Origin of the sequence: Rothia sp. HMSC062F03, from assembly GCF_001836905.1 — a bacterium.
Taxonomy (GTDB): Bacteria; Actinomycetota; Actinomycetes; order Actinomycetales; family Micrococcaceae; genus Rothia; species Rothia mucilaginosa_A.
This window is the reverse complement of sequence record NZ_KV830874.1, coordinates 1-14,750: the sequence shown is the minus strand read 5'-3', so window position 1 is coordinate 14,750 and position 14,750 is coordinate 1. Positions and strand designations below refer to the sequence as shown.

At 58.9% G+C, this 14,750-nt stretch carries 9 protein-coding genes and 1 riboswitch; of the genes, 4 read left to right on the top strand and 5 right to left on the bottom strand.

Features of this window, described 5'->3' with window-relative positions:
* Positions 1-358: 358 nt before the first annotated feature.
* Together HMPREF2674_RS03815 and HMPREF2674_RS03810 are read left to right on the top strand one after the other, a co-directional pair.
* On the top strand, positions 359-574 hold the full coding sequence (locus tag HMPREF2674_RS03815; RefSeq protein WP_049333812.1) for a hypothetical protein: 216 nt from the start codon (positions 359-361) through the stop codon (positions 572-574).
* Between the two features lie 137 nt (positions 575-711).
* A complete protein-coding gene (locus tag HMPREF2674_RS03810) occupies positions 712-1,470 on the top strand; it encodes a DUF6318 family protein (RefSeq protein ID WP_246826168.1) in 759 nt (252 codons plus the stop codon).
* A 115-nt stretch (positions 1,471-1,585) separates the two neighbouring features.
* Here HMPREF2674_RS03810 and HMPREF2674_RS03805 read toward each other — a convergent pair whose 3' ends face one another.
* Complete coding sequence (locus HMPREF2674_RS03805) at positions 1,586-2,032, bottom strand: MFS transporter (RefSeq protein ID WP_049333814.1); 447 nt, start codon at positions 2,030-2,032, stop codon at positions 1,586-1,588.
* Positions 2,033-2,091: 59 nt separating this feature from the next.
* Here HMPREF2674_RS03805 and HMPREF2674_RS03800 point away from each other — a divergent pair, with 59 nt between their 5' ends.
* Positions 2,092-5,172, top strand: a complete 3,081-nt coding sequence (locus HMPREF2674_RS03800) for a beta-galactosidase, LacZ type (RefSeq protein ID WP_070824870.1) — start codon at positions 2,092-2,094, stop codon at positions 5,170-5,172.
* 148 nt (positions 5,173-5,320) lie between these two features.
* Here the strand turns inward: HMPREF2674_RS03800 and HMPREF2674_RS03795 are convergent, their stop codons facing one another.
* The 4 genes from HMPREF2674_RS03795 to HMPREF2674_RS03780 all read right to left on the bottom strand — a co-directional run bounded on the left by HMPREF2674_RS03795 (position 5,321) and on the right by HMPREF2674_RS03780 (position 12,899).
* Positions 5,321-7,303 (bottom strand): M13 family metallopeptidase, encoded by a 1,983-nt coding sequence (locus HMPREF2674_RS03795; protein ID WP_070824869.1) that lies wholly within the window; start codon positions 7,301-7,303, stop codon positions 5,321-5,323.
* A 227-nt stretch (positions 7,304-7,530) separates the two neighbouring features.
* A complete protein-coding gene (locus tag HMPREF2674_RS03790) occupies positions 7,531-8,970 on the bottom strand; it encodes an MFS transporter (RefSeq protein ID WP_070824868.1) in 1,440 nt (479 codons plus the stop codon).
* Between the two features lie 548 nt (positions 8,971-9,518).
* Positions 9,519-11,846: a 5-methyltetrahydropteroyltriglutamate--homocysteine S-methyltransferase gene (gene metE, locus HMPREF2674_RS03785; RefSeq protein WP_070483237.1), complete on the bottom strand. Its 2,328-nt coding sequence runs from the start codon at positions 11,844-11,846 to the stop codon at positions 9,519-9,521.
* A gap of 147 nt (positions 11,847-11,993) precedes the next feature.
* Entirely contained in the window at positions 11,994-12,899 is a 906-nt protein-coding gene (locus HMPREF2674_RS03780; RefSeq protein WP_049345161.1) for a methylenetetrahydrofolate reductase, read from the bottom strand.
* A gap of 117 nt (positions 12,900-13,016) precedes the next feature.
* Positions 13,017-13,133: riboswitch (SAM riboswitch) on the bottom strand.
* A gap of 348 nt (positions 13,134-13,481) precedes the next feature.
* Between HMPREF2674_RS03780 and HMPREF2674_RS03770 the strand changes: the two genes are divergently transcribed.
* A partial coding sequence (locus HMPREF2674_RS03770; protein ID WP_070824871.1) for an ATP-binding cassette domain-containing protein occupies positions 13,482-14,750 on the top strand: 1,269 nt, incomplete at its 3' end.

Genomic DNA, 14,750 nt, shown 5'->3' with positions numbered 1-14,750 from the left:
ATCGCACCGTATCTGACCAGAAAGTTAACTCGGGGCAATGCTTGGGTGAAAACCGGGCGACCATTCGTCAGAAGCGCCGGCTTAGCGGCGAACCGACCCCCATCGGTGCGCGGAATTCACCCCGCAAAACGCTAGAATCCGGGCCGTACGCGGCGTGTTGACAAACTAATATTTCAGCAAAAATCCCGCCGGAAAAACGCGGACTAGCCCACATGCCCTAAGCCTCAACTAGAAGGTGCACTCTGTACGCAAAAACTTTAACGTTTAACCTCTAGAATAAGAAAAGGTTCAAGGCGCGGCCGCACGCCGTACCAACACCGCTCACTCTGCAGAAACACCAACCTTGAAAGGTACAATCATGACCTCCAAGAAGTCCGCACGGCTTACCCGCCGCGCAGCCCTGGCCGCCGCCGGTGCTGGCGCAGCAACCGCCCTCGGTGCGCTGCTCACCCCCGCGCAGGCCTACTACAACCGACCCACCGTCCGTTACCGCCCGGCCTTCCGCTACACCTACCGTTACAACCGTTACGGCCGTCGCGAGCGCGTCATCATCGTTGATAACGGCGGTAACTAAACCAAACGCCCGACCGGGTTATCCTCGTGTTCGGAACATATACTAGGAGGCGGTGCCACACACTCGTGGCGCCGCCTTCGGCGTATCGTGCCGTACCCGCCGCGCGGTCCGCCCATCACCACGGATAGAGAGAACCCATGAATACGATCAAGCCCCTCACCCGCCGCTCCGCCCTCGGCCTGCTCGCAGCAACCGGCGGCGCAACCCTCCTCGCAGCCTGCGGTGCTCAGCCCCAGGCAATCAGCGGCAACGCATCCGAGAGTGCATCCGGTAGCGCATCTGCTTCCGCGGCGGCATCTAAGACCGCACGCACCGACTACTCCGGCGTCGCAGTTCTGGAGGGCTACACCTCCAAGCCTGCCGACTACCAGCCCGGAACCCGCACCGAGCCGTCCAAGAACGCCCCCGTGCCCGTGAAGCCCGCCGTTGCCAACGAGAACAGCGTGGAAGGTCTGTACCAGTCCATCGCGTTCTTCGGTGCCGCCATTGAGTACTACATGCGTACCGGTAAGACCGAGCCCCTGCGTGAATGTGCGGTTGACAACTCCGAGCTGAAGAACATGCTCGAACCCGAAGAAGGCACCCTGGGTGCTGGTTTGCAGCAGGGCAAGATTTGGATGCAGGACCCGTCCGCCACCATCACCATGCTTACCGCACAGCCCGAGCGTGATGGCGACGCCTACGACTGGGATATCCGCCTGACCATGGACAGCGGCGAGTTCATCGCGAGCAAGGACCGTGTGGAAGAAGCCTCCTCCGATTCGGACCGTAAGAACGATGTGGAGCGCACCCTGCACGGCGTGTACGAGAACGGTGCGTGGAAGCTGACCGGCATGCGCACTTCCTCTTCCTCTTCGTCTTCTTCCTCTGCTTCCGCTTCGGCTTCTGACTCCTAAAACTCAAGGGCCTAGAAGCGTATAGCTTCTACATCTAAAAGGCGCCCGCCCCGTGGCTGAAAAACCACGAGGCGGGCGCCTCTCTCATGTGGTGAAGGACCTACCCTGCTTTTACCTATGCAGAAGCAAGCTTCTCCTCAAGCTCCTTCACAATCTTCGCGTGTTCCTTCTCAGAGATAGAAACCTTGAAGAAGAATGCGAGGAACGAGCACACAATAATGGCCAGCGGCACATAGAAAGCAGCCGTGTTGAACGTCTGAATGTTCTGCGCGGTGAGGCTATTAGGATCTGCACCGTTAGTCATAGCGGCAGCAACAGCAACCACACCCACGATGCTGTTAGAGAGAGCACCAGCGATCTTGTCGAGCATCGGACGGACGGACAGGGTAACTGCCTCGTTGCGCTGACCGGTCTTCAGCTGGCCGTACTCAATGGAGTCGGTCAGCGCCAAGATAGCGGTCATCTGAATGAAGGTGTTCGGGGTGTAGAACAGGACCAGTGCCACGTAGACCAGAGCCAAGTTCTGCGGGAAAAGAATGAACAGAATGTAGGCAACAATCATCACGCCTTCCGGCATCCTTAAAGGGACCAAACAAAGATGTATACGAGAGGAAGGAAGACATGTCTTCCACCGAACAAACGACTCCCGTAGTCTCCTCCCAGTCACCCTCAGCAGCGTGGCTTGATGACCCCACTGTGTACGCTGTCAACAGGGAGGCAGCGCACTCCGACCATCACTCCTCGAACCCCCAGCAGAGCCTCAACGGCACGTGGGCTGTCCGCACTGCATGGGCCTCAGAAATTGACGTCACCACCGCAGAATTCGCCGCCCCCGCCCTCGACGAAAGCGACTACCAGAGCATCCCCGTCCCCGCCACCCTGGAAACTGAAGGACTCTGGTGCCCCGCCTACGTCAACATCCAGATGCCCTGGGACGGCCACGAAAACCCCGAAGCTCCTCACATCCCCGAGAAGAACCACGTAGCCCTCTACCGCAAGCACTTCACCCTGGAGAGCGACCTCAAGAAGATGCTGAGCGAATCGGGCCGCATCGCGCTCGCCTTCGAAGGCTTCGCAACCGCAATTTACGTGTGGGTTGACGGCACCTTCGTCGGTTACGCAGAAGACGGTTACACCACCACCACCTTCGACATCACCGATATCGTCAGCAAGGACGCAGAAGGCAACCACACCCTGACCGTCGCATGCTACGAATACTCGAGTGCTTCATGGCTGGAAGGCCAGGACTCGTGGCGTTTCCACGGCCTCTTCCGCGCCGTGAACCTGGTAGCCCGCCCCGCAGTCAGCATCGCCTCCCTCACCGTTGAAGCAGACTACGACGCACCCACCGGCGAAGCACACCTGGACGCTCTCGTCACCCTCAACGGTGAAGAAATCAAGGCGTACACCCTGCAGGCCAGCGTCCTTGACGGCACCCAGGTCATCTGGTCTGGTACCGTCGCCGCTGAAGACGCATCCGTGCGCATCTCCTCCGACGCCCTTAAAGGTATCGCTCCCTGGTCGGCCGAATCGCCCTCTCTCTACACTCTGACGGTGGACCTGCTCCACGACGGCAAGACCGTAGAATCTACCAGCCAGCGCGTCGGATTCCGTCGCTTCCGCATCGAGAACGGAATCATGACCCTCAACGGTCACCGAGTCCTCTTCAAGGGTGTCAACCGCCACGAGTTCCACCCGCGTACCGGCCGCGTCCTGACCGTTGAAGACATGACTTCAGAGATTCTCTTCTGCAAGCAGCACAACATCAACGCTATCCGCACCAGCCACTACCCCAACGATTCACGCTTCTACGCCCTGGCCGACGAATACGGTATCTACCTGGTTGACGAAGCAAACCTGGAAACTCACGGCTCCTGGTGCACCCCCGGTGACATCCCCACCCCCGAGACCACGATCCCCGGCTCCCGCATGGAATGGGAAGGCGCCTGCGTTGACCGCGTAGAATCCATGATTCGCCGCGACTACAACCACCCCTCCGTAGTAATCTGGTCGCTCGGTAACGAAGCATACGGCGGCGAAGTATTCCGCTCCATGTACCGCCGAGTCCACGAACTGGACCCCAATCGCCCCGTACACTACGAAGGCATCACCTGGCACCGCGAATTTGATGACGTCACCGACATCGAATCCGGTATGTACACCCACACCGACGTCGTCGAAAAGTACCTGTCGAACAACCCCCAGAAGCCCTTCATCATGTGCGAATACATGCACGCAATGGGCAACTCGGTCGGCGCTATCGACGAATACGTCGCACTGGAACGCTACCCCCACTACCAGGGCGGTTTCATTTGGGACATGATCGACCAGGCACTCTGGCACCCCGGTGAGAGCGAAGGTGCCCCCGAATACCTCGCCTACGGTGGCGCATTCGGCGAACGCCCCTGCGACTACGAATTCTCCGGTGACGGTATCCTCTTCGCCGACCGCAAGGTAAGCCCCAAGGCCGCTGAAGTGAAGGCAGTGTACTCCAACCTGCGCATCACCCCCGACCAGAAGGGCGTGACGGTTGTCAACGACAACCTCTTCACCTCCACCGCAGACTACACCTTCAAGGCTAGCCTGCTGGTCAACGGCGTTCCGCAGTGGCAGGAAGACTACTTATTCGACGTAGCCCCGGAATCCACCCACGAGCTGGTAATTCCCTGGCCCCTGGAAGAATACGCTGCCGACAACGCAGAAGTAACCCTGGACGTCAGCCTCGTGCTCACTGAAGACGCCGCATGGGCTCCTGCAGGACACGAAATTGCCTTCGGTCAGTACGTCATCCCCGCATCGCAGGCTGAAGCAAACACCGCTGAAGACGCAGCAGATGCGACGGTGACCGTCGGCCGCTGGAACGTCGGTCTGCGCAACAACCAGGCTGAAGTTATTCTGTCCCGCACTCAGGGCGGCATCGTCTCCTGGGTACACAACGGCACCGAGCACGTTATTCGCCCCCCGAAGCTCACCACCTTCAGGCCCCTGACCGACAACGACCGCGGCGCCGGACACGGTTTCGAACGCGCCCAGTGGACCGTCGCAGGCCGCTACGCCCGTTGCACTAACGTTGCTGTCGAGCAGCCCAGCGACGACAGCGTGGCAGTGACCTACACCTACGAGCTGGCAACCCCCGCTCACACCGCTGTTACGGTCCGCTACGAAGCACAGAGCACCGGCAACGTGCGAGTAACCATCGACTACCCCGGCGAGAAGGACGCACCGTCCCTGCCCGCATTCGGTCTGGAATGGGCACTGCCCGGCGAGTTCTCGCACCTGCGTTACTACGGCCTCGGCCCCGGCGACTCCTACCCCGATCGTTGCAGCGGCGTCCGCCTGGGCGTGTGGGAAAGCACCCCCGAGCAGGACTACGCACCGTACCTGGTGCCTCAGGAAAGCGGCAACCACATGGGTGTCCGTTGGGCTGAAGTGACGAACGACAGCAACCACGGCTTCCGTGTCCACCAGCTGCAGACTGCCGGTGGGGGCCTGCACGTATCGCTCCTGCCCTACTCCTCCTACCAGATTGAGGAAGCTTCCTACCAGTGGGAGCTGCCCAAGAACAACCGCACCTACCTGCGTATCCTGGCAGGTCAGCTCGGCGTTGGTGGAGACGACTCGTGGGGCTCGCCGGTACACAGTCAGTACCACATCGATGCAACCGAGCCGCTGCACATGGACATTGCGCTAGAAATTATCTAACGCAACGCTCGGCACAGTAGCAGTAGACGCCTACCTTCGTGTAGCGTCCACAGCTCTCTAGAAAAGAGGCGCCCGCCTCGTGGTTTTCAAGCCACGAGACGGGCGCCTTTCTTATATGCATAATAAAGCATATACCCTTATCGGGGTGCTACCAGATGCGCACGCGCTCCTCCGGAGCCAGGTACAGTGCATCGCCCTCAGAGACACCAAATGCCTCATAGAACTCATCAATATTGCGCACCACACCGTTCACACGGAACTCATCCGGCGAATGCGGATCCACCGAAATCATCACCTCAGCATGCTGCGGGCGGGACTTCGTGCACCAGCCGCGAGCATTCGAGAAGAAGAAACGCTGAATAGCGGTCATACCGTCAATCACCGGCGCATCAGCCAGCGACTCAATACCCTGCTTCTTCAGAGCCAAGCGGTACGCCTTCAACGCAATCGACATGCCGGACAGGTCGCCAATGTTCTCGCCCAGAGTCAGCTCACCGTTCACGTGGAACTTCTCGTCCAGACCCACCGGAACGTACGCGTTATACTGCTCCACCAGGGCTGCGGTACGCTCCTTGAACTTCGCGTAATCCTCCTCAGTCCACCAGCTCTCCAGCTTGCCGTCGCCGTCATAGCGGGAACCCTGATCGTCAAAACCGTGGCCAATTTCGTGGCCAATAATCATACCGATATTGCCGTAGTTCGCCGCATCGTCAGCATCCGGGTTGAAGTACGGCGGCTGCAGAATCGCTGCCGGGAACACAATCTCATTCGCCGGCGGCATGTAGTACGCGTTCACGGTCTGCGGAGTCATCAGCCACTCCGACTTATCCACCGGCTGACCCTTACGGGCAATCAGCCAGTCAGCATCAAACGCACCGGTACGGCGCAGGTTCTCAAACAGGTCACCGGGCACCAGCTCCAGGGCGGAGAAGTCACGCCACTTATCGGGGTAACCAATCTTGGTGACGAACTTCGACAGCTTCTCCAGCGCCTTCTGACGGGTTGCCTCAGTCATCCAGTCCAGCGACTCAATGGACTCGCGGTACGCCTCAAGGAGGTTGCCGACCAGAACCAGCATCTTCTCCTTGTGCGAGGGCGGGAAGTGCACAGCCACGTATTCCTGGCCAATCTCCTCACCCAGAGCCTTCTCGACAGCGCCCACGCCGCGCTTCCAGCGCTCACGAATCTGCTGGGTACCGGAAAGGGTCTTGCCGTAGAAGTTGAAGCTTTCCTGAACCAGCTCGTCGTACATGAACGGCGCACGCGAACGCAGAACGGTCCACACAGCCCACAGCTTCCAGCTCATCAGCGGGATGGAGGTGAACAGCTTCGCCGCACCCTCAAAGAAGGACGGCTGGCCCACAATAACCTGGCCCAGGGTCTCCGGGTCGGCGCCAAGAGCCAGCAGCCACTGGGAGAACGGGAAGCCGGGGAACTTCTCGTCCAGCTCGGTCGCCTGGTACGGGTTGTAGGTCGCCTCAGCATCGCGGTTCTCCACGACGTTCCAGTGCAGGCGAGCCAGCTCCGACTCGTGAGTGAACACCAGCTGAGCCGCCTGCTCCGGAGTCAGGCCGAAGCCCTCCGCCAGACCGGTCAGCTGGAACATGCGGGCAATATGCTCAACGTACGCCGCGCACGCCTGCTCGTGCTTCTCTTCACGGTAGTAGGATTCGTCCGGCAGACCCAGACCCGACTGGTACAGGAAGAACGTGTAATTCTTCGGGTCCTTCGGGTCGTTGCTGGTGTACCAGGCGAACAGCTGCGGCAGACCTGCACGAGACAGCAGCGCCAAGGTTACAGCAAGGTGGGAGGGGGTTGCCGAGTTCAAGATCGGGGCGATTTCCTTCAGCAGCGGCTCCAGGCCGTCCGCCTCAATCTTCTCAACGTCCATGAAGGAGTTGTAGAGTGCGCCAATACGGGACTCCGGCTGCTCCTTCGCGATCTTCTCCACCAGCTCACGCACGTGCTTCTCAGCGTTATCACGGAGGGTGTACAGGCCGCCATCCTTGGGGCGGTCCGCCGGGATTTCGTGGGTTGCTAGCCACTTACCATTGACGTGGCGGAAGAAATCGTCGCCCGGCTTGACGGTTTCATCCACCCATTCTTTAGTGATTCCAGAGTTAGTAGTCATGGTTCCATTCTAGGTTCTTAACGTAAGAAGCCACACGATTACCGACAAGCCACCATATGGTGACTCACCGGCACAGGCGCTTCTCAGTGGGTTATACGGGCGGCAGAGAGAGCGGTAGCCCTCCCAGGATGCAGAAAACCCGCCCGCACGGTCACACAACCGTACAGGCGGGTTCACATCTACCCCCGAACTGTTGAGCAGTTCAGGAAAGAAGAAGCACTATTCGCTTAAGCCTGAGCCGCCAGCTTCTCTGCGCGCTCAGCCATCAGACGCTTCTCAGCACCGTTAACCAGCCAGAGGAACAAAACCGCCAGACCGGAGCACACAATCATGAAGACGAACGCGGTGCTCCAACCCCAGTGGTCAACAATAATGCCGATACCGGCAGAAGCCAGGGTCGCACCCAGCGCGTAACCGAACAGGCCGGTGAAGCCCGCAGCGGTACCCGCAACGTGCGAGGGGGACAGGTCAATAGCCTGCAGACCAATCAGCATGACCGGGCCGTAAATCAGGCCACCAATCAGAGCCAGCGCAACGTACGCAATCCACAGCGGCGCATCCGAAGAAGGCAGCCAGTACAGCAGAATCGCGCCGACGGTCGCAATCAGGAACAGGATACCCGCGGGGGAGCGGCGACCTTTGAACATGCGGTCAGAAACGTAACCGCACAGCACGGTGCCACCAATACCGGCAAGCTCCAGAATCGAGAAGCCCGCAATACCGCCCTCAAGGGAGGTGTGGCGCACATCGTGCAGGTACTTCGGCGCCCACACCAGCACGCCGTAACGCAGGGTGTACACGAACACGTTTGCCAGAGCCAGGTACACCATGGTCGAGTTGGTCAGCACGTGCTTACGGATGGTGGTCCAAGTGGACTCCGCACGATCCTCAGCGGTGGACTCAACCTTGTGCGGGTCGTTGCGGTACACGTCAACGGTGGGCAGACCCTCAGCCTCGGGGTTATCACGAATCAGTAGCCACGCCACGAACGCCAGAACGAAGCTGATGACGGCCGGGAACCAGAATGCAACCTCCCAGGTCTTACCGAACAGGGAGAAGCCCCAGGCCACCAGCAGGCCGGACAGCGCACCACCGACGTTGTGGGCGGTGTTCCACCACGAAACCTTCGCGCCGCGCTCGCTGGTGGAGAACCAGTTCACGAGCACACGACCCGAGGGCGGCCAGCCCATGCCCTGGAAGATGCCGTTGAAGACCATGATGGTCGCCATGATGGAGGCGATAGCGGCACCGTAGCCGGCCGCGCCCGCGCCTTCACCCATGTAGCCGGTCAGTGCCAGCAGAATGTTTGCAATACCCGAGAGCACCAGGCCGATGGGCAGGAACAGACGAGCATTCGAGCGGTCGGAAATCATTGCGGTCAAGAACTTGCTGAAGCCGTAAGCCAGCAGCAGTGCCGTGGACAGTGCACCAATTGCTGCGTTGCTGAAGCCAAGTTCCTTGGTCAGAATCGGGGTGACCAGCGGGACGTTGTTACGAATCAGGTAGAAGGTCGCGTAACCGATGAAGATACCCATGAAGACCTGCAGGCGCATGCGTGGGTACTTCGCATTAACTTCTGCTTCGCTGAGCTGGGGCTTGGGTGCCGGAATAGCGAGCCAGCGGGGTACAGAACCCTTCTTCTTCTTTGATGAAGCGGTAGTAGTCATGCTGGAATTCTAAAAACGGATTCTTATAAAAATGCTAATTTGATGGGCATATGTGCATAGTATTCTTGCAACGGTGAACAGATATTCAGAACGCATGTTCTTTAAAAGCCGTTCCTGCCTTGAAATTCCAGTGAATCTGAAAATACCTGTGATGCACATCTACCTATCGGGAGACGGGGCCACGCGGCGCGCGATGAATATAAATGCTTTCAATAAACGGCAAGAGAATGTTATGGTCAGACCACACATAAATTTAGGGTAATTTATACCCTAAATCCGCCGCGAAAACCACGTGGACGCCGCGAAACGAACCCGGGACAAATCCGAAACGAACCTGCAACGGGCTACCCCCCCCGAGCACACAAAAGTCCGCCCGCACGGTGCAGAAGAAACCGTGCGGGCGGACCCGTTATCTATCCCCAAAAGTTCGGCGTGCAGTCGGTACGCATACCGGCGGGAAGCCGAACAGCCGCCACCTGCCGCAGGTCACCGCGAGCAAACCATCATCCGGTCAACCCGCAGCAGGCAGCGGAACCAATAGGCGCCTCCTAGAGAGAAGCGCGAATCGCCTTGGTGGCATCCACCAGGTGACGCAGAGACTGCTTGGTCTCCTCGTAATCACGAGTCTTCAGACCGCAGTCAGGGTTCACCCACAGGTCGGCAATGGTGCCGTAGCCAATCGCAGCCTTCAGCAGGGACTCAATCTCCTCCTGCGAGGGAACACGCGGGGAGTGGATGTCCCACACGCCCGGGCCCAGACCGGAAACGAAGGTCTCCGGAATGTCAGCCAGCAGCTCCATGTGCGAGCGGGCGGCCTCGATGCTGGTTACGTCAGCGTTCAGAGCGTTAATCGAGTCGATAATCTCGTTGAACTCCGAGTAGCACAGGTGGGTGTGAATCTGGGTGGAGTCCTTCACGCCGCTGGTTGCCAGGCGGAAGGAGTTCACCGACCAGTCCAGGTACTGCGGCTGCTCGTCGCGGCGCAGGGGCAGCAGCTCACGCAGAGCCGGCTCATCCACCTGAATGATGCGGATGCCTGCCTCTTCCAGGTCGGCAATCTCGTCGGCCAGTGCCAGAGCCACCTGGTTAGCGGTCTCGCGGCGCGGCTGGTCGTCACGCACGAAGGACCACGCCAGAATCGTCACGGGGCCGGTGAGCATACCCTTGACCGGCTTCTCGCTCAGCGACTGTGCGTGGGAGCTCCACGGCACGGTGAACGCCTCACCGCGCAGGCCCTCGCCGTGACGCTTCACGTCACCGAACAGGATCGAGGGGCGGGTGCAACGCGAACCGTAGGACTGAACCCAGCCGTGGCGGGTGGTTGCGAAGCCGTCGAAGTTCTCGGCGAAGTACTGAACCATGTCGTTACGCTCGGCTTCACCGTGAACCAGCACGTCCAGGCCCAGCTCCTCCTGCAGCTTGATGACCGAGGCGATCTCGTCACGCAAGAAGCCGTTCAGCTCCTCGGCGGAAATCTTGCCCGCACGAGCCTCCGCACGGCGGCGGCGAATCTCAGCGGTCTGGGGGAAGGAACCGATGGTGGTGGTCGGCAGCTTCGGCAGGTTCAGGTCAGCCTGAGCCGCATGGCGAACGTCAATGGTCGGGCGGTCGAAGTCCTCGGCGGTCACAGCTGCGGCGCGGGCACGAATCTCGTCGTTGTGCTTGCGCGGGTCGGCGGCGAAGCGAGCCAGCGCCTCGTCAGCAGCCTTCAGCTCGGGCTCAACAGCGGCCTCACCCTCGGCCAGGCCACGAGCCAGCAGTGCAATCTCGGCGACCTTCTGGTCGGCGAAGGCCAGGCCGTCCACGGGAACCTCGGCGGGGTCTTCCAGAGCCAGGTCGTGCGGCACGTGCTGCAGGGAGGTCGAAGAAGCCACCGACACGGCACCCTCGGATGCGCCGGGCAGCGCCTCCAGGGTCTTCAGGGCGGCGCGAACGTCGGCACGCCACACGTTGCGGCCGTTCACAACACCGGCAACCAGGTGCACGCCGGCGGCAGAAACAGACTCAAGCTCAGCCTTCGAGTACACGCCGTGCACCAGGTCAAGGTGCAGCGCCTCAATACCGGTACCCAGCAGCGCCGGCAGGTTCTCACGCAGGGAACCGTAGGGGCTAGTCACCAGAATCTGCGGGCGCTTCTCGCCTGCAGCCAGGGCACGGTAGGTGCGCTCAGCAAGCTCGGCAACCTTCGCGTTGTCGGCACGGTCCACGGTCAGGCCCGGCTCGTCCAACTGAACCCACTCAACACCGCGCTCAGCCAGCTGCTCCAGCACCTGAGCGTACGCTGCAACGAACTCGTCCAGGCGGTCGATGGGTGCGAAGTCCTCGGCGGAACCCTGCTCGGCCTTAGCGCCCAGCAGCAGGGTCAGCGGGCCAACAATCTGCGGACGAACCTTCACGCCAGCCTGCTTTGCGACCTCGAGCTGCTCGTCAATAGCCTCAAGGTTCAGCTTAATCTCGGTGCCGGCACCAATTTCGGGCACCAGGTAGTGGTAGTTGGTGTCGAACCACTTGGTCATCTCCAGCGGAGGCAGGGTCTCGGTACCGCGCGCCAGGGCGAAGTAGCCGGGCAGATCCAGCAGGCCGCGTGCATCCTTAGCCTCGGCCAGACGCTCGGGAACCAGGGTGAACAGGCGAACAACGTCGAGCACCTGGTCGTAGTAGGAGAAGGTCGCCGGAATCGAGTAGTCGTCAGCCTTCAGGCCCGCGGCGGTCACGCGCTCAAAGTAGGTGCGCTGCACGTCAGCGGCGGTATCCTGCAGCTCCTGCAGGGTGGCCTTGCCCTTCCAGAAAGCCTCCTGAGCCTTCTTCAGCTCGCGGAAGCGGCCCACGCGGGGGTAACCAACAATAGTTGCGGCGGGGAAAGCAACGTTAGACATAGTGCATATTCCTTTACTGGGGATAGAAATGGGAGAATCAGCGGGCCCTGCCAGCCCCGTCGATGGGGCCGAGATCCGCGGGACGCTCCCGGGGTACTTTGGGGGAAACTTGGGTGGCGCATCCGCGCCGGGCGGAGCGGGTCGCGTTTAGGCGAATTCCAGCTCGCTCAGGGGCTGGGAGAAACGGTTGCTGTATCGGGGCAGGTCCAGCTGATCCAGAACGTCCAGCACCGCGGCATGCTCGTTGAAGGTGAAGAAGTGCAGGCCCGGTGCGCCCGCATCCATCACGGTGCGGCACTGGTTCAGTGCGTAGTCCACGCCGATGCGGTGCAGCTCTGCGCTGCTGGTTGCCGTCTCCAGGGCGTACGCAAGATCCGCCGGAACCGACATGCCCGCCATCTGGCAGAGGTTCTGCAGGCGCTTCAGGGAGGTCACCGGCATGATGCCCGGAATAATCGGGATGTCCACACCCGCCAGGCGAGCCGAATCGACCAGGGCACTGTAGCGCTCATCCTCGAAGAACACCTGGGTGATAGCGAAATCCGCGCCGGCACGCTGCTTCGACAGCAGAATCTCAATATCCTGCAGCAGGGATGCGGACTCGGGGTGCTTCTGCGGGTACGCCGCCACACCGATGGACACCTTACCCGCCGCCAGGTGGGCGAAATCTTCACGTTCCACGCGGCGAATCAGCTCGACCAGGTAGCGGGCGAAGGGAAGCTCCGAAACCTGACCTTCCTGCACGTCACCGCGCAGCGCCAGGAAACCGCGCACGCCCAGACCCAGAATCAGGCGGACCGCACGCTCCAGCTCGTGCACCGAGTGGCCCGCACAAATCAGGTGTGCCAGGGGGGTGAGGGAGGTTTCGTGCACCAGGTAGTCGAGCAGCGCCAGCGTCTTCTGACGGCGCTTCGCGTCACCGGAATAGGTGACCGAAACGTAGTCGGGGTTGGTACCCTCAAGCTCCGCAATGGTGCGAATCAGCGACTCACAGCTTGCGTGTGAGCGCGGAGGGAACAGCTCAAAAGAAAGAGCCGGGTGAACTGTCGTCATAACCATCCTTCGTGTTCACCCGATAGATACGCACCGTAAGGGTGCGCGAATTCTTCTGCAGGATGCGCGCCACCGGTTTGCGGGTGCGCATCATCAAGGGGTGCCGAAGGGTATTCTTCTCTATCGGTTCTGGCGGGAGCACCTTGTCCGCACCCTGCACCGTGACGGTGGGGGATACTGGCGAGGTTGCTGCGACGTCGACGAGCCAGATCTCTCGGTCGCTCTTGATAGATAACGCCTTCACTGTACCGGGCGTTTTGGAGGGTGCGCAAGAATTTCGGGGAATGATGGCCCAATATGTCGAGAGATGACGAGTCACCGAAATATGAACTTAATATGACCGACTATGACGAAGGGTGGCTGGGGGCGTTGCGGGTAGGGCTGTCGGCTGACCCCTGAATGCCTGAAAATATCACAGATATATCTGCTTAATATTCTTGGACACGCACGAATATGTGTGTTTTATATTTCATTGAAGAGTAGAGTTGGTTAGTGAGGCACGGGTAGTGTTTCAATGTCCGCTCATCGAGGAGTTTCAGGGCTCAAAGATGAGTTCAATATGACTTTGTGAGCGTGGTGAGAATGAAAAAGCTATTTTCTTCTATACTCTGGTCCTTCCGCCTAGCATGGAAAACCTGTCCCACAACCCTGGTGAGCGTCGCCCTATCGCTAGCCGTCATTGCCTGCATTCCCTTGAGTCAGTCCCTGCTGATTGGTAATACAGTATCAGCCTTGAGTGGTTCAAATGGTGGTGCGGCCTGGATTTATATCGTTGCTCTTGCCCTTGTTGTCGGAATTAATATCATTGCTAAACGCTGGGTCATAAGTAACATGCTCATCCTCAAATCAAAGGTGAACTATCGGGTTCACTGCATGTTAAATAACAGGTTATCTACATTTCCGTTATCTGATATAGGTAGCACAAAATCACAGGAAGATATACGTGCTGCTAGAGAGGCAATATCGAAACAGGAATTGCAGGTTCACACCATGTCAGTTATGACACTGGTGAGTGCCTTCGCAATGGTGTTACTTCTCTGTCTTAATATCGCGAACGTCAGCATTGTGGCAGCAATTTTTGCGGCACTGTGTTCACTACCCCTATCTATTGCAATGGTGATTCTCGCTAAACGTGATTACGCTATATACACCCTAATGTACGAGGACTATCGGGTAGAGAACTACTATCTAGACAATCTGATGGCTCAAAGTCGCGCCCAAGAACTTCACCTCATGAGAGCCTCCCGATTTTTCTCGCAACGCGTAGCGTCCTGGCGACGCCGGGCGGCCGGTAGGGAATTGAGCCTTGAAAGTGTTAGAGGAATCATCTCCGTAGTTGCAGGGCTACTCTGCTCTGTCTTACTTTTTGCGTCCCTGTACTTCCTTGTGGATTCAGGAGCCGATATATCGTATGTGGCCGGATCGCTGATTGGAATCATTGCCTGTGTTGACGCGACCCAAGAGGTGGGATATTCATTTGGTCAGATTATTAATGGAGCATTATCTGTTCAGCAATTCCGAAGGGTATGCGACTCTGATACTTACGACCATGCTTCTGAGATAAAAACTTCTAACCCTAACCATGAAAATATTTCAAAAATTATATGCAAAGATGTGTCCGTTCAGTATGAGGGCGCGTCGTCTTTTGCGCTTAAAGATATTAATCTTGAGCTGATGAATAATCAAATGATTGCAGTAGTTGGTGCCTCGGGCGCGGGAAAAACAACGCTAATAAATGCAATTCTTGGAATTACACCAATTGCCCAGGGGAGCATAACGTATAAGGGTGCTTCTTCTGAGAGTAAATACAACATGTTGGCGAATGTTGGTTTGGTGAGTCAAGACTACGGC